Genomic DNA, 21,181 nt, shown 5'->3' on the forward strand with positions numbered 1-21,181 from the left:
TTTCAATTAATACTTTAGTATAGAAATGAAAAAAATATATAGTCCAGCTTACAGACAACATTATTTTGAAGGATATTCAATTGGTTTGAATCCATTTTTGGAATTTAATTATGCAAAAAGGAATGAAGCTTTTATTGCTGGATTTGATTCTGGGAGATCAGATTATGAACGGATGAACGGATGCGTTAGTGATGGAATTCCGGAATGTATTGTAACTAATAAAATTTTGGAAGATTTTCTTCTGTCAGGTTTGCTTGGCTTAAGCATTGATACAGATGGTTATACTTCACATCAGATGAATTTAATTGCAAAATGGTATCAAAGTGGTGTAGAAAAATACGAGCCAAATCAAAGTATCGCTCTTTTTGAATTACTTGAAAAAAATGGAATTCAAATAAATTAAGCTTTTTATGAAATTGCTCGCCGCTTAAATTGGTTGCAATTCACAAAATTTCCCTTAGATATAAGTATTGAACTAATAATGATAGACTCAGAAGGTTTACATTAAAAAAATCCATCTCATTTATAACGAGATGGATTTTTTTTGAACATACTTAATTATTTCTATTTCTTAGATTTTAGGTATTTATCCAAGAAGAGTAATGTGGTTTTTGTTGTCGCAATTTGGTTTTCCTTTTTTTGAAATCCATGCCCTTCATCTGGATATACTACATATTGAACCGGCACTCCATTTTTCTTTACTCCTTCTACAATTTCATCACTTTCTACAGGCAATACTCTTACATCATTAGCCCCTTGGAAAACAAGTAATGGTTTGTTTATTTTATCGTAATTGTATAATGGTGATATTTTTTTCAATCGAATACTATCAGCAGTATACGGATCTCCCATTTCGTCATAGAGCGCTTTGCGGAATGATTCCCAATAAGGAGGAATACTTTTTAATGTTCTGGGCCAATTTGCAACGCCAAATAAATCGATACCTACTTTAAATTCTTCGGGATGAAATGCTAATGCGCCTAAAACCATGCATCCGCCATAACTTCCGCCGTAAATACCAATAGCATTCGGGTCAATATAATCCTGTTCTGTTAGCCATTTTTTGCCCCAAATACAGTCTTTTAAATCTCCGTTACTATGATCTTTATTATCCATTTTGTAAAATGTTTTTCCATAGCCACTGCTGCCGCGATTGTTTACGGCCAAAACCGCATATCCTTTATTAACCAGATATTGTATGGTGTTAGAATATCCAATGCGACTTTGCCCGCCGGGTCCGCCGTGTACCCAGATTAATGCTGGAACTTTATTGTTTTTAGAAGCTTGTAAAGGCTTATAATAAATAGCTGGTATTTCTTTGCCATCAAAAGATTTAAAACGAATCACTTCGGCTTTTGCAAGGTCGTCTTGATTGATTTTTTTACTTAGAGTGGAAGTCAGTTGTTTTAGTTTTTTGGAAGGAATATCATAAAGATATAAGTTTGGAGAGCTGGTACTGCTTCCTACAGTCAGCAATAATTTATTTTCACTATTGGAAATGATTACATTTATTACATCACCATCATCAAAGTCAGGTAGCTTTAGCGGTTTTCCGGTTGCATGTTCAAAAAGGAGTACTTTGTTTTTTCCGTCATTGTTGACAAAAACAATATGGTATTTTTCTTTTTCGCTTAAAGACATATACATTACATCCCATTTATCTTTGAAAATTTCTTCTGATTTTCCGGTATTGATATTGTATTTGAGTAACGAACTGAATTCTTTATCTTCATTACTGGTATAATAAAAAATGCTGTCATTTTTTTCAAAAGCCATCGGACTCCAATTTGCTTCTTTGTCGTTACTGAGACGTTTAGTTGTTTTGGTTTTACTATCGTATAAATACATTTCGTTTTTATCCGTAGTGATTTCTTTGGTAAGTGCTATATAACGTTCCGTTTTACTAATTACTGATGGGGTTAAACCGGATTCATTTTGGTATAAAATGGTTGGTTTCCAAGTTAGAGTGTCTAATTTTAAAATATCAAAATACTTTACATCTCGCTTGTTACTGTTTATGTACATACTTTTTTTGTCTTGGCTCCAGCCATTGAAACTATTGGCGCTATTTGCCCAAGGAGTGATGTCTTTTGGAGTACTACTTTTACGATCCATTAGGAATAAATGAGAATTTTCATTTCCTCCTTCATCAGCCGAGTAAATGAATTTAGAACTTCCCGGTAAATAATCTACAGTATAAATACTTTCTTTAGTAGATTTTGTCAATGCTATAGCGGTAGTATCTGCGAGGGATAACTCATACGCATTGTAGATTCCGGTTGTGTTATTGTTTATTAGAATTTTTGTTTCATCGTTATTGAACCCTGAAGCACTTATCGATTTGGTATTGTAAAAATCTTCCAAGTCATATTGTTCAGGCAAACGTGCTTCTTCCTTTTTTTTCTCATCCTTACATGATGAAAGTATCATGATTAATAAAGCCCCAAATAAAATAGATGTTTTTTTCATAATTTAAAATTTGTTAAGTCATTATATATCAATTGTTACCATCAAATATATGAAAAAAATAACGCTTTGGTGAAAAATAGAAAACCCCGTCTATTTCTAAACGAGGTTTTTGAATTTCTGGCCTTAAATTTGAATTTTACCCCAATAAAAACAGAAAAATCAATGGAAAAATAACTCCGGCTACTGCGAGTTTCCAACCTCTGTTTTTCCAACTGAATTTTCCGGCTTTGATCATTATTGTTCCTGTCATAGCGATGATGATTAAACTGATGGCAAAAATATCAGAATAGTAAATCCAAAAATTAGATGTGTTTTTATGCAATTTCATCGCCTGACTGATGATTGGTGTTTTTACAAAAGATATGATTTCTCCTTTTCCGGTTTTCATATCAATTTCGACATCGTGGTTTTCAAAAGAAATTTTAAATTCTCCTTTTTTCACTGTGTGACGTCTCATTTTGTCATCGATGCCCAGTTGTTTACCTAAATCTTCAGAAAATTTTTCGTTGATTTCACTTTCCTCCGGCAATTTCACTTCGATTGCTTTTGTTTCAGTAGTATATTTTTCTGGATGCCAAGCATCTCTGTGGTTCATCAAAAGTCCAGAGAAGGCAAATGATACAATAAGTCCAATATAAAAATAGCCTAAATCACGGTGCAAATTTCTGAATTTTATTTTTTTCATAATTTTTAATTTAATGAGGGAATCGTATTTTTATTCTTTTGCAAATACAATTTTTTAGTTCGTTAAAATAACAAAAACTTTTTCTGCTTTTCAAAAAAATGAAATTGGCAGAAAAAGTTTTGGATGAAATAAAACCAAAGTTTGGTTTTAGAATTTATATTTTAAACTTGTCAATATTTGACGCGGTGCAATTGGATTGATACTGTAGTTTTCGTGTACCGTATAATTCAACTCATTTGTAATGTTTGACAACCTACATAAGATTGAGATTTTTTTCCAAGTATAACCTGCAGAAACATCGATTGTAGTATAACCACTCATTGGAATTTCTCTGTCATTGATTGTTTGAGCTCCAGTATTAGGATTAATTACAACTAGATTATTCCAACCTCCAAGACGGTCACCAATGTAGTTCCCGATTGCTCCAAAAGAAACACCTTTTAATGCTCCGGCTGGCAAAGTATAGAAAAAGCTTAAATTAGCGGTATTAGTTGGAGTTCTTACCACACGATCTCCTTCAATAGTACTTCCGTTTAATCCGGATGTTTTGGTATAACGCATATCGTTGTAGCTGTAACCGGCAATAATGTTTAAGCCTTCAGTAGGTCTGGCTGTAATATCAATTTCAATTCCTTTGCTAGTAGTTTCTCCGTTCAAGACTTTTATAGTCGTATCAGTATTGTTTGATCCATCAGCTTTAAATTCTGCTGTTTGTGCCAAATTGCTGTTTGTGATTTGGTACGCAGTAATATTTGTACTCAAAATACCTCTCCAGAAATCTTTTTTAATACCTGCCTCATATTGGTCTATGATTGAAGGTTTTATTGGTTTTAAATCAACTGTAGTTCCAGTATTTGGTGTAAATGAGTTAGAGTAGCTGGCAAACAAAGACATCTCTTTTGTTGGTTGATACACTAATCCAAATTTTGGAGAGAATGCCTCATCTTTACGTATTGGAGCTTGAGTTGTCAAGCTGTTGTTGATTACTTCTGCTTCTTGCCAAGACCAACGAATACCTGCTAAAAGCTTAATTTTTTCTGTAAATGAAATCAAATCTTGTGCATAAACCCCAAAACGGTTTGTATCAGTGCTTACTATTCGGGTAAGCGTAGAGTTTGGTTCATCCATTCGCTGTGTTGCAGGGTCGAAAGTAAAGATATTTACAGTATCATAATTGGCAGTACTAAAAGCAAACGTATATGCTTGTGCAAAAGAGTTTTCAAAATCTACACCTGTAAACAATTGATGTTTTATTTTTCCGGTGTTGAAGTTTCCTTGTATGCTTAATTGATCTCCAAAAATTTGTTCAGTACCTTTATTCTGTCCTAATGGTCTATTGAAATTTCCATAAGGATTGGCTGTAGGAGATATTACAATACGTTCTGTAGCTTTTGATTCTCTGTCGAAATTTTGAAAAGAAGCATTGAAATTTAATTTCCAGTTGTCATTAAAACTGTGGTTAAGTAATGCGGAAGCACTTGCTGATTTTGTTTTTCCATTTGACCAAAGCGCACCATAATAGTTACTGCGTGGCACATCAACAATTTCTTTTCCTATTACTCCAGTTCCAAAATCTGGTGTCCAATTGCTTTTCAAGTAATCTCCTTGTACTGTAATTTGAGTTTTATCAGTTACATTAAACAGAAAAGACGGGTTGATGTATAGACGTTCGTTTTTCACAACATCTCTAAAGCTTTCTGAATTTTCGTAAGAACCAGTAAAACGATATGCAATATGTTTATTTAATGGTCCGTAAAAATCTACAGCTGGTTTATAGTAAGCAAAACTTCCTGCTTGCATAGAAATTTCTCCACCGCTTTTGAAAGATGGTGTTTTCGTAACTAAATTTAAGATTCCTCCCGGAGCAACGTTACCAAATAATAAAGCCGCACTACCTTTTAAAAATTCTACTTTTTCCAAAGAAGAAACCTCTGGAATGGACCCAGCATTATAGCGAAAACCATTTTTAAACATATTGTTGGCTGACATATCATAACCTCTAGAGTAAAATGATTCTTGAGCGCCACCACGTGCAGAACCTACATATACACCATTGGCATTTTTCAGTACCTCACTCAAACGAATGCTTTGTTGTTGTGCTATAATTTCAGATCCAATAACTTGTACACTTTGTGGAGTGTCCATTGGTTTTAAACCTGATCTCAATGCTGAAACTGGTTTTTTCTCCTTGTTGGCTGTGATAATAACTTCTTTTAGTATCCCTCCTTTTTTGTTTTTTATAGTGTCAAATTCTGAAGAAGTAGTTTCATCATAATTTTTATCACCAGAAGCATTTGCTGATTCTTGTGCTAGACAGGATAAACTGAATAAAAGTGTTAAAGTTGGAAGTAAAATATATTTCATGATTGTTTATTTGGAATAATTAAAAATAACGATGCAAATATAAAACCCAAGTATGGATTTGCAAAACTTATTTAGATTAAATATTAATAAAAATTAAAAATATATTTAATGTATTGTTTTTTAGTGTTTTATGTTTTTATTGAAACAACCATTTTTACCTGAAGCTTCCTTTTTGATGGTCTTTGTCTTGTTAATATTACTTTTTTGACCCTGTGAATTCTAAAATTCATCCCTTGAAAAGTGTTTGAAGATCTTTTATGTTAAATTTTGTTAAAGCAATTTGCAAATACCATCGTTGAGGAGGACATTTTCGGTGCTGCAAATTTTAAGGATTAGCACCTTTTTTTAAAGGGAATGCTTGATTTGTGGAATTGGTGTCAAAACAGAATATTGGAATTAACCATTCCAAACTACAAATACGAAGCCTGTCTTTGTAGCAATAGTATTTAATTTCGGTGTGTTTTAATTCTTAGAGTAAATTAAAGCTTTGCCTTAAATTTCTTGATTCGGAAGTTTTTTGATTTCACAACTTTTCCATCATCAGTAATTATGATGCAGCTGTAATCAGGATATTTGTTGAGTAAAAGCAGTCCTGCTGTTTTTCCTAAAACCATTAGCGAAGTACTCAAGCCGTTAGCCGTTTCAGCATTTGGTCCAAAAACAGTCACACTACACAAGCCCGTTGCTGGATAACCCGTTGCCGGATTGATGATATGCGAATAGCGTTTGCCGTCAAAAACAACAAATTTCTCATAGCTCCCTGAAGTGGTTACTGCATCTTGTTTTAATGGAACAACAGCCAGAAGTTTTTCGGGATGAAAGGGGTTGGTAATTCCTATATTCCAAGGTTTCCCGTTAGGTTGCTTTCCCCAAGTACTCATATCACCTGATCCGTTTATAATTCCGGCTTTGATGCCTTTTGCAAGCATCATATCTCGGCATTTATCGGTGGCATATCCTTCTCCTAATGCTCCAAATCCAATCTTCATTCCTTTTGTTTTTAGGAAAATAGTAGATTGAACACCATCCAAAACAATATTTTTATAGCCCACTTTTTCAACCGATTTTTTAATGGCTTCCGCCGAAGGCATCGCAGTCATGGAACCGTCAAATTTCCAGATTTTATCCATCGCTGCAAAACTGATGTCAAAACCGCCATGAGTTACTTCAGAAAATTGAATCGCTCTTTGTGTTAATTCAAAAACTTCTCTATCCACTTTTACTGGTCGAATACCCGCATTTTGGTTTACTTCCGATACTTGTGAGTCCGATTTCCAATCAGAAATTAAATTTTCGATTCGGGTAATTTCTGCAATAACGGAGTCTATGTTTTGTTCTGCCGATACTGAATCTTTGGCAACAATGCTAATATCAAAACGACCGCCCATAAGTAAAGTGGTTCTTTTGCGTAAGACCTGGCTGTGGCTTGTGAAAGCGCAAATTAGTAAAAGGAGAAAGAGGAATTGGAATTTCATAATAAAAGTATCAGTAGTTATTGCGAGGAACGAAGCAATCGCACTAGCATAAGCATATAAGTTGAGCAACTAATGTGATTGCTTCGTTCCTCGCAATGACAAAGTAACATAATTCCACTAATAACAATCCGTCAACACTTGTCCATTCGCTTTATAAGCTGCAATTTCCATACTTGTTCTGGAAAGACATAATTCATCAAGAACAGCTTCTACATCTTTTTGCATAGCAAGCGAACCGCAAATCATTACAACGCCTCCTTGTTCTAACAAATCCATGAAAAAATCAGCGTCACGTTTGATTAAATCCATCACATAATTATGGTCTGCTTCACGGGATAAAGCCAAATGAAAACTTTGGAGTTGTTGTTTCTCCATCATTTCATCGGCGAATTTTTTATATCCTAAAACAGTTTCGGTTTCCTTTCGAAAGCCGGAATACAAGTGAATTTCGGTTTTTTTCTTGTTTTGTTCTATCATTCCCAGAAAGGGAGCGATACCGGTTCCATTTGAAATTAGTGCCACTTTGGGTGCTTTTTTCGGAAAGTGAAAAGCAGCATTCTTGAGGATTCTGGCTTTTATAATCGAACCAGGTTCCACACCATATAAAAAACCGGATCCCAAACCAGAAGGATGTAGTTTTACCACTAATAATATGTTGCCGTTATGGTTTCCGATAGAGTATAGGCGTTCTCGGGTATCATTTTTGGGATAAATAGCCAAGAGGTCGCCCGACGTAAATTTAGCACTCCTACTCGTGCGTAATGTGAGTAAAAAAGTATGTTCCGTATTAGAAATGGCAGTCTTGTCCAGTACCACCAGTTTCTCCAAACCTTTTGGAACCTCATTGTATATTGATGGAGTGGAGGAAAGAGAAATTCCTGTTTTGGTACTCCATAATTTTACCCAACCTACAAATTCTTCAGCTGATTTGTCATTTACAGTTTGTAATTCTAAAAAGTGCTCCGCCCAATTTTGTTTCGCCAATAAAGTGTCAATGTCACGTGCATAACCACAAAAATCAGGATACGCTTTTGAACCAAATCCGACTACCGAAACATTGATTTTGTGTTGTTGTTCGGTTTTGTTAATGAGCGAAATAAATTTACTCGCATTAGATGGAGCATCTCCTAATCCATGGGTTGAAGTAAATACGATAAGATGTTCTGCTTTTGGGTAAACCGAATAATTATTCAATTCAGTAAGGAAAGCTTTTTCTCCGTGAGCAAGTAATTGTTTGTGAATAGCATTAGCAAATCGCAATGAACTTCCATTTTCAGAACCTACCAGAAAAATAAATCTACTGTCTTCGGGTTTGAATTTGTTTTTAATGCGACTCGATCTTCGTTTCAAAGTCATTGCAAATCCCGAGTAGATAAAAAAGAGAATATTTAAACTCGCTATTCCTAAAATTATCGCCCATAAAATACTGGTTCGACCGGTATGTAAGTTAAGACTCAAATCCGATATTAAAGTTCTCATCGGAAAAGGAGTTTCATTTACAATTGCCCCGGAAACCTGATTGACTTCTATTTCTCGGTCTTTTAATGTAATGATATAATATTCTTCGGGATCATCCGAAAAAGGGAATTCAATTTTTTGAACATCAGCCAGAAGTGTATTTTTAAAAACGGAAGTAGCTGCACTTTTTTCTGCAATAGGCGTAGTTACAGTCGTTTCAGTTTTTTCTTCTGAATCTGTTTTTTCAAGGAAAAAATTAAACTTTTCCAAGGTTAAATAGGTTCCTGAAAGTGCGATAATCAGAATCGGAATCAGCGATAATCGTCCTAGAAAAATATGGTAATATTGGGCAAAATTTTCTTTTACAATTTTAGAAAACAAACTGCGAAGACTTCTTTGTCGGTTGAGTATCAAAGCAAAACCCGAAATGGAAATCAATACTAACAAAAAGGAAATAAAACCAACAAAAAAACGCCCCGTTTCTTTAAGAAATAAAGAACGATGGAGCGCTGTTGTCCATTGGATAAACTCACTTTTTTTGATGGGATCTCCTAGTATTTTTCCAGTTCTTGGATCAACATAAGCATTGACATCATTATCTTCCTGGTCGATACCTTGCAGGGTTACAAATTGATTGTGGTTTACACTCAATTCGGTTATTTCAGGATAGGTTTTGCGCAATATTGGCAAAGTTTCTCCAAGTGTTATTTTGTCGAAATTTTCTACTTTGTATGGCGGTGTTTTCTCTTGTATGGCATCGACTGCGAGTATGACACCAGTTACAGATGCCAATATCAAAAATGCAGCAGAAAATACAGCCAAAGCCAAGTGTGAGTAACGCCAAAAAGAAAGAGTCATTGATAATAAATTTTAACATATAAGTCATATAAGTTTTACGTTTTGTAAAAGCTTATATGACTTAATATGGTTTAATGTAAAAGCTGTTTATTTTATATTTTGTTTAATCTTACGTAACGAATATAACCTTTACCTTCAGTTTTTGCAGCAATTCCTTCTGTTGTTAGCGGAATTTCTAAATCGGCGGTATAATATTTATGATCTTCTACAGCTGTTTCAAAGCGTAATTTAAATCCTTTGTTGATTTTAGCATCTTCAATTTCTAGTGTAGTGATGCTACGGTCTCCACCAGTTACTGAAGCTCCCGTTTTGGCGCTGATGTTTTCTGGTTTTTTAGAATAGAATTTATGCCACTCTTTTAGGGTTTTGTACCATTTTTTATCGTCACCCATTACATATAATGTTTTCACATATTCGCCTTTAGCGTTTACAAGTGAAACTACAATATAAGCGCCTTCTCCCATGTAGTTGGACATTTGGAGCATGCATTTGTATTTACTGGTTTGTGCGGCAGCTTGAAAGGACAAAAGGACTAGAAACGCTATAGATAAACTAATTTTTAGTATTGATTTCATATGTAGATAATATTTGTTTTAAAGGAATATGGTATCGCCATTCTTCATTATTGTTTGTGATTTTGTATCACGGCAATTTCATACTGTTATTTTAAAAATTCTAGAGATACGTTGTTTTTTGTTAAAGACTCATTTTCTTTTGCCAAGGCATAGGCGCTTTCGTCAAAATCAGTGGTGATTTCTTTTTTGGCACCAATAGAGATCAGGTATTTTAAGATAGTATCGTCTTTAGAGATCATAGCTGCTTTGTGCAATGCTGTTAAACCATCTTTGTTTTTTGCGTTTACATCGACGTTTAAATCAGTAATTTTCTTTAGCAAAGTTAAATCGTTTTTTGCGATAGCAAAGTGATAAAGCGTGCTTCCGTCTTTTTGAGGAGTGACTACGTTTAATCCTTTATCCTGAAGTAGTTTTATTTTAGCTTCAAAAGGATCTTGTTTTGGTCCATTAGCAGCTTCCGGTCCACGACCTATTGGTCTGTAGGATTGAATCAGGTAATATCCTAAATTGTTTCCGTCTTTGTCTTGAACGTTTGCAGCGGCACCTTTACTCAATAGTAGTGCAACTGCTTCTGACGTCCCAGATTTCACAGCCATCGTTAATGCCGACTCACCTTTACCATTTTGTATATTGATGTTTTTTACAATTGGCAATAACAGTTCTAGTGCGGCAATTTCTCTTGACCCGGCTGCTGCCATTAATGCAGTATTCCCTTCATTATCGGCTTTGTTGGCATCTACTCCTTTTGCTAAAAAGTAATTGATGATTTCAGTTTGGTTGGATTTACTTACCAGAAAGTGAAGTACAGTCTCTCCTGTTTTACTGGTTACTGTTGGTTTTAGTTTTAATTCCTCTACCAAGTATTTATAGGTTTCAATAGTGTTTGCGTCTCTACGAGAACCTTGTGCAGCAATAATTAGTGCATTATCAGTGTATTTCACTCCTTTTTCTAACAGTGTTTTTAAAAGGGTTACATTTCCAGTTCTGGCTGCATAATTAAAGGCAGTATTTCCATCATTATCAATGTCTTTAAGAGACAATCCTTTAGAAACAAAATAGGTAGTAAGTGTCAGGTTTTTGTCTGACGGTATTGCCATAAACAATAGGTTTAGACCGTCTTTATATTTTTTCTTTGGGTCTATTCCAGCTTTAAAAAGCGCATCATAAACAGCAGTATTATTTTGACCGTTATTGGCTGCAAATGTAATTGGAGTAAAGCCTTGGCTATCTTCTAGGTTAATGTCTGATCCTTTTGCTATAAGATATTCTACAATTGCTGTATTTCCTTTATTAGCTGCCCAATGTAAATAAATACGATTGTCATGAGTAGATTTAGTGACTTCATTTCCGGGTTGTTCCAATAAGAATTTTATTGTAGCCTCAGGTGCATCATTATTAATAGCCATAACGGTTACATCAAAAGCATTTGGTGTTGATGCTGATGGGCTGTTCCCTTTTGCTATTTCTGCTTTAACTGCGTTTACATCTGGTGTTGTTTTCCAGAAAGACTGCTCCAAAAGTGTATTTTTTTGCTGCGCACTCACAAATAAAGTAGCGACTAAGGCAAATGAAATAAAAAGATTCTTTTTCATAAATGTATTGTCAAGGTTCTTATTAATAGGGAAAGTTTGTTTATTTAATAGTTTAGTTATTTAGAATAAATAAAAATAACGCAAATGTAAAAATAAATAGTATAATAGCAATTATTATTTACCCTATAAAGAGAAATTTTTTATTGTTTTTTTTTATACTTGTTTGCACTATATCTAATTCAAAAAGCATAAGAATTTTTTCAATTATATATTTAGATATAAAATGAATTGAAAGGTTTAATGCAATTGCTTTAAATAGTTCAATTATGTTTTTTTATTTTGATTTACACTGAAACTGTTGTTGTGTTTTTATTTTTTTTATTTCGTCCCCACCAAATATAGCATCCGGATATTGGCAGACTTGCAATGAGTAAGCTAAATAAGAATGCGAATATTTTTCCCGGTAATCCTAATATTGCTCCAGTGTGAATATCATAATTCATTTTCATGAGGTTATCAGCAACTTTATCAGCTGTTTTTCTGCCCCAAAGATGGGAAACAGTCATTTCTTCCAAGTTGTATTGATCAAAATAGCGGTAGTCAATTTTCCAATACGTTCCTTTGTCACTATTCGCATTGGCGGCTATTGGTGAAAGATTCGTTTCCGGCGGATGAATTTCAATGGATTTAGCTTGCGGATATTCTTTCTGCATTTTAAGCCAAACGGCATCTAATGGTTTTACGATTGTAGTAGTTGCAGTTTTCTGATTTTTTTTCGAAAGCGGTTCTTCATATAACAATGATTTTTCACCGCCGGACACTTTATAATACGAGTACGCAAACCATTGAAATCCCCATACTAATCCCGTAATGGCGAAAATAATTCCGATTATCAAGATGTAAAAACCAGTGACATTATGTAAATCATAATTTTTTCTTTTCCATTTCGTACCTTTTTTCCATTTGAACCAAAAGCGTTGTTTTGCGGCACTTTTATTTTTTGGATACCAAAGAATTAAACCCGAAACGAGCAGTATCAGAAATAGTAATGTTGCCGATGCCACAATAGTTTGCCCAATTTCATGAGGCAGCCAAAGATAGAAATGTCCGTCTAGTATAAAAGGGAAAAAACCGTCCTCATTATTGATCGTTTTCAGCACTTTTCCTGTATAAGGATTCATGTAAGTTGTATAATGATAACTGGGTTCGTAATGAAAAAATATAGCTTCTACAGAATTATTTTTTTCATTGTATTTGATGGCGTGAAGCACTTTATTAGGAACTTCTTTTCGTGCGATGATTTCCAGCTGAGATGGAGGTAGAAAGGATTTATTTTGCGTTTCCACAAAACGATATTCTTCTGTGATGTCCTGTATTTCCTCTTGAAAGGCATACAAACATCCTGTTATGGCGATTATAAAAACAATTAAACCAGAGGACAAACCAAGCCAAAGATGGATTTTTCGAATTGCTTTTTTGAAGTTGTTATTTTTCATTTAAAAAGGATAAAACTCCCCACCGAAATGAGGAGTTTAGTGAAACAAAACCAATTATGAAACTTAAAATTTATAGGTTAAACCTGCTGTTACACTTCTCAAACGCTGAGGAGTTACGGTGGACCAACCGGAATAGTATTTTTCGTTTAATGCATTATTCAATTTTAATGCGATATTAAATTTATCACTCGTATAAGATAAAGCCGAATTTAAAACGGTATAACTTGGCAACTCAAATGTTCCAATATTAGCTCTGTTTAAGGTTTTGTACTCGCTGGCATAGTTTCCACCAAATCCAATTCCGAAACCTTTTAATTTTCCTGAAGTCAACGTGTAATTAGCCCAGAAATTAACTAGGGTTTCCGGTCCTGCTTCTTCGGGTCTTTGTCCTAAATAACCATCTCCGGGATTGTCTTTAGTAACTTCACTGTTATTATTACTGAATCCGGCAATAATGTTAAATCCTTTGACAGGATTTGCCGTAAAACTCACCTCAACACCTTTACTGTTTACTTCGCCGCCTTGAATGGAATTGTTGATATTATTGGGATCAGTCATTATTCTATTTTTCACATCAATGTTGTAATAACTAATCGATGCCGAAATAATATCCTTGTACAAGTTTGTTTTTAGTCCAAACTCATATTGATTGGCTTGTTCTGGGTCAAAAGATTCCATTCTCGGATTAGAACCATCCACTTCAGAAACTTCTCGTGGCGTTACATTTACAAAGCCATTCATATAATTGGAGAAAACAGAAACTTTATCTTTAATCAGCATGTAAACCAAACCGAATTTTGGAGAAACGGCTGCTTGACTATTTTCTTCGGTTGCTGTTTTAGATTTGAAGTTGTCAATTCTCAAACTCGCCATGGCAGATAATTTATCCGTAATATTCAACACATTCGAAGCATAAGCACTAATAACTTCCGTTTCTGCAGTTGAGTTTCCTTCAAATGAACCTACTAAAAGGTTGTCAACTCCTGCTTGGGTCAAATCTCCCGTATCTGATCCATCGATTAAGGAAACAGTTCCGTTTCCTAACCAACCGGTGCTTCCGTTTATAATATTTGATTTATAATAATCAATACCTGCGACCAATCTATTTCTTAAACTTCCAATTTTAAAGTCGCCAATGAAATTCTGCTGAATATCTGTTGCCAAAGTTTCTCCGTTTCTTTTAGAAATATATCTTGAAAAATCATTTCCGTTTGACGCATCAAATAAATACGAATAATACCCGCTTGTTTTACTGTTACTTCTGGATAATACCGTTTGGGAAGTCCATTGGTCAGACAACTTGTAAAACATTTGAGCTTGTAAACTATACGTTGGATTACTGATTGATAATTCGTTTGAAGTAAACGATTTTTTATAATTTCTTTCGAATAATTCGATTGAATTAAAAGATAAAGGAGAATATCTGCTCAAGAAAATCATGGGCGCATTAGCAGAATTTCTGTTGGTGAATTCTGTATTTATTAAGAATGAAAGTTTATCATTCACTTTATAACTTAGCGAAGGCGCAAAGAAAAATGATTTGCCAAAACCTGCATCTTGAAACGAATTTTCTTTTTGATACGCTGTATTTATTCGAACGGCAACATCTGAATTTAAAGGGACGTTTACATCGGCAGTGATTCGGTCCAATCCATACGATCCTGAAATATAACTTATTTCTCCACCAAAAGTTGAGTATGGCTTTTTAGTGACAGTGTTTATTAAACCTCCGTAAGAAATTAAGCTGCTTCCAAATAATGTTCCCGACGGTCCTTTTATAACTTCAATGTTATCCACATTTGCAGGATCGATACTTCCGTTATTGATTCCTGGAAGACCATTAATCATGGTAGGCTGAACAGCAAATCCTCTCATAGAAAAATATTCTGCTCCATCACCGCCACGTCCTGTTGATTCCCAAAGACGCGTTATACCAGTTGCATTTTTCAAAGCATCATTAAAATTAGTCACCACTTGCTCTTTCAATAATTCGCTGGTAACGGTATTGTACACTTGAGGATTTTCGATATTGTTCAAAGGCATTTTTGAAACCGTAGTGCTTTTTTCTCTTTTGTACTTGTATTTGTTGGTGTTTACAATAACTTCCTTTAAGGTTTTAAGAGAATCTTTTTCTTGCTCTTTTTTTTCTTGAGCACTAACTGTTATGCCAATTAATAAAACAGACAGGTAAAATGTATTTATCGTTTTCATTTATTTAGATTAATTAAAAATAATACCGCAAATATAATAGTGCTTTTTGTTTTAGCAAAACTTATTTAGACTAAATATAAATAATATTGAAAAATAATTTTCAGTGATTTGAAAGTCAGTATTTTACGGCATAAAAAAACCTTGCTTATTTAGAGCAAGGTTTTGATTGAAACTTAAATGTTAAAGTTTTATTTGATTTTTTTCATCGAAAACTGTTCAGAACTTGGTTTTCCTTGTTGGATTCCCGAAATTTTAGCGACTAAACTGTCTGGAGTAATTTGGCTGTAACTGATTTTTTGAGGATAATCGTGTTTCAAATTTTCAAATGATACTTGTTTGTCGGTTGCAGTTGTCAATTTGAAAACAACGGGTTTGTCGTTATTCTGTCCCTTTACTGTTGCAGTATACGTTAAGTTTTCTCCTTTTTGTTGTAAGATGATAGATTCAAAATGCACTGTATCTTTCTCTTTTATGTAATAGGATTGTGCTTGAAAGGTGCTATCGTTCAATTTCTCCCAATTTTCCGTTAGATTACCATCGGCTGATTTGTTTTCCCAATTCCCCAAAAGCCAACTTGCCGCTTTGATTTTTTCGTTTTTATTGGAATCAGAATTTTTGCAGGAAACAATAACTAGCAAAAGCAGTATAAGAGTTGTTTTTTGAAACATATGTGTAAGTATTTGGTGTTATTTTGAAACGCTAAAATATAAAAAAATAGAATAGTGTGCTTTTTTAGTTTAGGAATATCCGAAGGAATAAACTTTTGGATATTTTGAAAATCTTACGGTTTAGTTCTGTAAAGCATAGTAATTCTAACTTATATTATTTTTTTAAACAAATAATTAAATACCATATTTGTCAAAAGGTTTACCATATAAGAAATGTAAGGACATTTAAGTTCTTGATTTTTATAGCTTTCTTAAATGATCTTACATTTCTTATATGGTTAGAATTTAATGCTATTTATTTTTATTTAATAGTCTTATATATTTTCTTTCAAAATAGTATAAACCAATTCTTTGGTCGGTTTTTGATCTTTTAAATTCGTTCTGACTACATCGAAAGTCACTTTGAAATCACAGCCCAATTTATAATCACTGCAACCATAAGCGGTTTTCCCTTTAAGAACTGTTCCTTTTTCACATTTCGGACAGGCTAATTCGTCCGGTATGGTTTTCATCAAAGTTTTCTTCGGTTCTAATTTGAGTTGGAAATTTTCGTCAAAGCGAAGCAAACCTTCCACAGCGCCGGCATCGGTTTTGAAATCTTTCAAGTTTACGGTAGATCCTTTTTGAAGCAAGCGCAAATATTGGTTCTCGGATATTTTTTTCTCCGCAAAGGTATAGGGTAATAGGAACGTGCAACCTGCTTTGTATTCGCCACAGCCATAAGCTGATTTTCCTTTGATGAGCGTTGCTTTTTTACATTTCGGACAGGCTTCCGCCAAAATTCCTGCGGCTTTCTTTTTCTCCACTTTAGCCTCTTCCTTTTGGACATTTCCTGCATGCGAAATATTAGCGCGTCTGGTTTCGCTGCGTACTTCATACACCAAAACCTCAACCATGCGCTTCATATTTTTGATAAAGGAACCGGCGGTAAAGGTTCCTTTTTCAATATCTTTCAACTGTTTTTCCCAAGAACCAGTCAGTTCTGCCGACTTGACCAACTCATTTTGAATAGTGTCAATCAGTTGAATTCCTGTTGGCGTTGGCAATACTTGTTTTTTGTTTCTAACGATGTATTGGCGTCTGAAAAGCGTTTCAATAATATTGGCTCGTGTTGACGGACGACCGATACCATTTTCTTTCATCAATTCGCGTAAATCTTCATCGTCAACTTGTTTGCCGGCGGTTTCCATGGCGCGCAATAAGGTAGCTTCGGTAAACTGATTGGGTGGTTTGGTTTCCTTTTCTAAAAAGGAAGGTTCGTGTGGGCCTTTTTCACCTACAACAAAACTCGGCAGGATATCGGCTTCTTTTTCTTTGGCGTTCGGATCTTCAAAAACAATGCGAAAGCCCTTTTTCAAGATTTCTTTTCCGGTGGTTTTGAAAGCTACATCGGCGGCTTTCCCTATTACTGTCGTATTAGCAACCAAACAATCGTCATAAAACACCGCAATAAAACGCTTAGTAATTATGTCATACACTTGTTGCTGATTGTATTCCAAGTTGCTTTGAATCCCCGTTGGAATAATCGCGTGGTGATCGGTAACTTTTTTATCGTTGAAAACTTTAGGCGATTTTTTTATCTTTTTTTCCAAAAGCGGTTGCGTCAACGCCGCATAATTCGTCAAGTTTTTCAGAATTCCGGGTACTTTTGGATAAATATCGCTTGGTAAAAACGTGGTGTCAACTCTGGGGTAGGTGACTACTTTTTGTTCATACAAAGTTTGGACAATTTTAAGCGTTTCATCTGCCGAGAATCCAAACTTTGTATTGCAATACACTTGCAAACCTGTTAAATCAAAGAGTTTTGGTGCAAACTCATTGCCATTCTTTTTTTCGACAGAAACAATTTCGAACTCACTTTCTTTGACTTTATTGGCCAAAAGTTCTCCATCTTCTTTTTTTAAAAAGCGTCCATCTTCATAGCTGAAAAGCGTTTCTCGATATAAAGTTTGCAACTCCCAATACGGTTGCGGTTTGAAATTCTCGATTTCTTTGAATCGGTCTACAACCATGGCTAGAGTAGGGGTTTGTACCCTTCCAATAGACAATACTTGCTTGTACCCGCCATGTTTTACAGTGTACAAACGCGTGGCATTCATGCCAAGTAACCAGTCGCCAATGGCTCTGGAAAATCCGGCGTAGTATAAATTATCGTAGTTGGCAGATGGTTTTAGGTTTTCAAAACCTTCTTTGATGGCTTCGGTGGTCAGGGACGAAATCCACAAGCGTTTTACCTCGCCTTTATAATTGGCTTCATTCATGACCCAGCGCTGAATGAGTTCTCCTTCTTGCCCTGCATCCCCGCAGTTGATGACCAACTCGGCTTTGTCAAACAAACTTTTTATAATTTTGAATTGCTTTTGGATTCCCGAATTTTCGACCACTTTGGTTTCAAATTTGTCGGGAAGCATGGGCAGGTTGTTCAAATCCCAACTTTTCCAATGGGGTTTGTAATCGTTTGGTTCTTTTAAGGTACATAAATGCCCAAAAGTGTACGTTACGGCATAACCGTTGCCTTCGTAATACCCGTCGCGTTTGGTATTGGCTCCTAAAACGGATGCGATTTCGCGTGCTACACTAGGTTTCTCGGCAATACAGACCTTCATTTTCTCTTTCTGATTTAAGGGCGCAAATTAGGAATTTAGAAATTGGTATTAAAAAGAAATCGGTAGGAGTTATGAACGGGTATTTCCAAAAAATGAATTGGAGAATCTTAAAAAGAGCGTGTCTTGTTATTATGGAATTGAAGATTAATTATCCCTATTGGGAACCGGATTACGCTGATTTGAGAGAGGGTTTAATAGTGTAAATTTATCTCGTTGTTTTTGGGTCGCTTTATGCGTCTCGCAAAATTTTCTCCATTTTGCGTCCTTTAGCCAATTCATCGACCAGTTTGTCTAAATATCGTACTTGTTGCGTTAACGGATTTTCGATTTCTTCTATCCGATACCCACAAATTACACCCGTAATCAAGTGCGCATTAGGGTTTAATATAGCATTCTGAAAGAATTTCTCGAAAGTTACTTTTTCTTTCACCAGTTCTTGCAGTTTTTTTTCATCATAACCCGTTAGCCATTCAATTACTTGAAATAATTCTTCTTTTGTTCTGTTTTTCTTCTCGACTTTTGCGATATAATGTGGATATACCGATGCGAATGTCATTTTTGCAATACGCTCATCGTGATTGTTTGTCTTGTTCATGCTTTAGATTTTAAGGTTAATCTCCATTTATTTCAACCTCTCTAATTGTCCTTTTCTTTTTACTATGTTTTTGTAATCCCACTGAATATCTCTTGATTTGTTCAGCCAACGTTTAAGGTCTTTTGTATTGATTTGTTCAACTGTAGTGAAGAAAATAGAAGCATCTTTAAATTTATTTCCTTTTATGTTTAAATCGTCTTCTTCAAAGTCAGCACCACTCCAAAACATCAAACGCCATCCTGCTTTTTGTTTGCTGTAACCAACAATTGGATTACCGTCTAAAAACCAAACAGGGTGGGCGTGCCAAATTTTGCTCTCAGCTTCGGTCAATTCGTTGTCAATAGTCTGGGCAAGCACGTTGCAAATTGCTTTGTCGTCTGAGGTCTGTATGTCGTTATATGTTTGAATTTCCTCTTTCATTGTGGTCAAATGGTGTAATCGTTAATTCAATTGATATTCGATTGGTAAATTAAAAGTTACTCTTATTGCTTCTTCGTCAGTCTGTTAATGTAAAATTGTATACAGGCGTTGTAATGTGGATTTATATCTTAAAAACATCTAGTTTTTGCATCCAGGAGATTTCTGATTCAACAAACGTAAGTCTGGTTTTGATTATTCGGTCCGATTTATCTCTAGGATTCTTAGTTACAAATCTCGCCTTGGAATTATTAAAATCCAACGTGTATTTTTCATCAAAGTCTTCTTGTTTGTTGGAAGAAAAAGTAATCACATTGTCTTTTGCACTCCATTTCCCTTTTCCGTATTTATTTACTTCAGGAGGAATTCCCTGTTTAATTTTCGAATAATAATGAAATAGGAATGTTCCATCTTGATGTAAGGTCAATTTATAATCAAATAAATGACTTTCATCTTTACCATTTAAAATACGATTATAATCACCGGCGAAGTCATTCGATTGTGCGAATGCCGTCAAGTTGAAAACTAAAAGGAATGTGGCAAGTAGTAATTTCATAGGTATGTTTTTTAAATGTGTTAGTGTTTTTTTACTGTTTGTTTAGCTGTTCTGGTTTGTGGGCATAGCCTGTAATGCTGCGCTAATGGTTGGATCGGGTAATGAACTAATAAAGATACCATTCAATTATTTAATTGTGTGTGCTTTTACTCCTTCGTTTGTAATCGTAATGGGTTTGATAAAACCTTGTTCGTCAAAAAACATTTCTTCTATGCACGTTTCTCTTGAATTGGCATGTGTTTCTGTAAGCGGTCTTCTGTGGTAAACAATGTAATATTGGTTGGAATCAGGTGCTTTCATAACCGAATGATGCCCTGCTCCGGTAGCGATTTTAGGATCTTGTTGCAAGACTTTACCAATGCGCTTGAATGGTCCCATTGGAGAATCGGCAATCGCATACGCTACGCAATAATTGGGTCCGCCCCAGCCGCCTTCGGACCACATAAAATAATATTTGTTATTTCGGATAAACATAAAAGGTCCTTCAACATAATTTTCCGGAGTAACCTCTTTAAATACTGTTTTGTCTTTGAAAGGGATGAAACCCGTAAAATCTGGTTTCAATTTAGCAATATTGCAATGTTTCCATCCTCCATAAATTAAATAATGTTGACCATCTTTATCTCTAAAAACAAATTGGTCAATAGGTTGTGCGCCATTATAAAATTTTTCAACTAATGGCTTTCCTAAATAATCTTTATAAGGACCTTCAGGTTTAGATGCAACCGCTACACCTATTCCTCCTGATTCAGTATCACTTTGAATATCGTTAGCTCCAAAAAACAGAAAATATTTATTCTTGTTTTTAATGATTGACGGTGCCCACATCGCTTTTTTTGCCCATTTTACGGCAGTTGTATCTAAAATTTTAGCATGTTTTGTCCAATTGGTTAAATCAGAAGACGAAAAAGCATCCAAAAAAACTTGCTTTTCATAAGGAGCTGAAAAAGTGGGATATATCCAGTATGTTTTATCAAAAATGATTCCTTCAGGATCAGCATACCAACCTTTGAAAATAGGATTGTTATTCTTTATTTTATCTGAAACGGCATTTTGTGCACTGGCTTTTGAGAATGAAATAATAAATAGTAAGAATAAAACTCTATTCATGTTTTTTATTTTAAAAGTAAAAAAAAATTGCTGTGAAAAATATTTTTACGGTAAATAATTTCACCCATGCTTCACGAAGTCAGGAGACTTTGCACAGCAATCCAGA

The 21,181-nt window shown here is 34.8% G+C and carries 16 protein-coding genes; 1 reads left to right on the forward strand and 15 read right to left on the reverse strand.

What is annotated here, in order from left to right; all coding sequences use genetic code 11:
- Nucleotides 1-25 precede the first annotated feature (25 nt).
- Nucleotides 26-403 (forward strand): hypothetical protein, encoded by a 378-nt coding sequence (locus Q1W72_RS12970; protein ID WP_099714655.1) that lies wholly within the window; start codon nt 26-28, stop codon nt 401-403.
- A gap of 161 nt (nt 404-564) precedes the next feature.
- Here the strand turns inward: Q1W72_RS12970 and Q1W72_RS12975 are convergent, their stop codons facing one another.
- The 15 genes from Q1W72_RS12975 to Q1W72_RS13045 all read right to left on the reverse strand — a co-directional run bounded on the left by Q1W72_RS12975 (nt 565) and on the right by Q1W72_RS13045 (nt 21,075).
- Nucleotides 565-2,469, reverse strand: a complete 1,905-nt coding sequence (locus tag Q1W72_RS12975) for an alpha/beta fold hydrolase (RefSeq protein WP_302135692.1) — start codon at nt 2,467-2,469, stop codon at nt 565-567.
- A gap of 136 nt (nt 2,470-2,605) precedes the next feature.
- Nucleotides 2,606-3,154 (reverse strand): PepSY-associated TM helix domain-containing protein, encoded by a 549-nt coding sequence (locus Q1W72_RS12980; RefSeq protein WP_302135694.1) that lies wholly within the window; start codon nt 3,152-3,154, stop codon nt 2,606-2,608.
- A 147-nt stretch (nt 3,155-3,301) separates the two neighbouring features.
- Nucleotides 3,302-5,518, reverse strand: coding sequence for a TonB-dependent siderophore receptor (locus Q1W72_RS12985; RefSeq protein ID WP_302135696.1), 2,217 nt, complete (start codon nt 5,516-5,518; stop codon nt 3,302-3,304).
- Between the two features lie 479 nt (nt 5,519-5,997).
- Entirely contained in the window at nt 5,998-6,993 is a 996-nt protein-coding gene (locus Q1W72_RS12990; RefSeq protein ID WP_302135698.1) for an FAD:protein FMN transferase, read from the reverse strand.
- 117 nt (nt 6,994-7,110) lie between these two features.
- Nucleotides 7,111-9,309, reverse strand: coding sequence for a PepSY domain-containing protein (locus Q1W72_RS12995; protein WP_302135700.1), 2,199 nt, complete (start codon nt 9,307-9,309; stop codon nt 7,111-7,113).
- Between the two features lie 92 nt (nt 9,310-9,401).
- Nucleotides 9,402-9,884, reverse strand: a complete 483-nt coding sequence (locus tag Q1W72_RS13000) for a DUF2271 domain-containing protein (protein ID WP_302135702.1) — start codon at nt 9,882-9,884, stop codon at nt 9,402-9,404.
- A gap of 86 nt (nt 9,885-9,970) precedes the next feature.
- Nucleotides 9,971-11,476 (reverse strand): ankyrin repeat domain-containing protein, encoded by a 1,506-nt coding sequence (locus tag Q1W72_RS13005; protein WP_302135704.1) that lies wholly within the window; start codon nt 11,474-11,476, stop codon nt 9,971-9,973.
- Between the two features lie 284 nt (nt 11,477-11,760).
- Nucleotides 11,761-12,912: a PepSY domain-containing protein gene (locus Q1W72_RS13010; protein WP_302135705.1), complete on the reverse strand. Its 1,152-nt coding sequence runs from the start codon at nt 12,910-12,912 to the stop codon at nt 11,761-11,763.
- Nucleotides 12,913-12,975: 63 nt separating this feature from the next.
- Nucleotides 12,976-15,123 (reverse strand): TonB-dependent siderophore receptor, encoded by a 2,148-nt coding sequence (locus Q1W72_RS13015; RefSeq protein WP_302135707.1) that lies wholly within the window; start codon nt 15,121-15,123, stop codon nt 12,976-12,978.
- Between the two features lie 188 nt (nt 15,124-15,311).
- Nucleotides 15,312-15,791 carry a DUF6265 family protein gene (locus Q1W72_RS13020; protein WP_121342623.1) on the reverse strand — a complete coding sequence of 160 codons (480 nt, stop codon included), beginning with the start codon at nt 15,789-15,791 and terminating at the stop codon, nt 15,312-15,314.
- Between the two features lie 314 nt (nt 15,792-16,105).
- Nucleotides 16,106-18,397: a DNA topoisomerase 3 gene (locus tag Q1W72_RS13025; RefSeq protein WP_302135709.1), complete on the reverse strand. Its 2,292-nt coding sequence runs from the start codon at nt 18,395-18,397 to the stop codon at nt 16,106-16,108.
- 229 nt (nt 18,398-18,626) lie between these two features.
- A complete protein-coding gene (locus tag Q1W72_RS13030) occupies nt 18,627-18,992 on the reverse strand; it encodes a DUF2200 domain-containing protein (RefSeq protein ID WP_302135710.1) in 366 nt (121 codons plus the stop codon).
- Nucleotides 18,993-19,019: 27 nt separating this feature from the next.
- Nucleotides 19,020-19,412: a DUF1801 domain-containing protein gene (locus tag Q1W72_RS13035; protein ID WP_302135711.1), complete on the reverse strand. Its 393-nt coding sequence runs from the start codon at nt 19,410-19,412 to the stop codon at nt 19,020-19,022.
- Between the two features lie 121 nt (nt 19,413-19,533).
- Nucleotides 19,534-19,965, reverse strand: coding sequence for a hypothetical protein (locus Q1W72_RS13040; protein ID WP_099714668.1), 432 nt, complete (start codon nt 19,963-19,965; stop codon nt 19,534-19,536).
- Nucleotides 19,966-20,091: 126 nt separating this feature from the next.
- Nucleotides 20,092-21,075 carry a glycoside hydrolase family 43 protein gene (locus tag Q1W72_RS13045; RefSeq protein ID WP_302135712.1) on the reverse strand — a complete coding sequence of 328 codons (984 nt, stop codon included), beginning with the start codon at nt 21,073-21,075 and terminating at the stop codon, nt 20,092-20,094.
- Nucleotides 21,076-21,181 lie beyond the last annotated feature (106 nt).

It is taken from the genome of Flavobacterium sp. ZE23DGlu08 (assembly GCF_030505335.1).
GTDB lineage: Bacteria > Bacteroidota > Bacteroidia > Flavobacteriales > Flavobacteriaceae > Flavobacterium > Flavobacterium algoritolerans.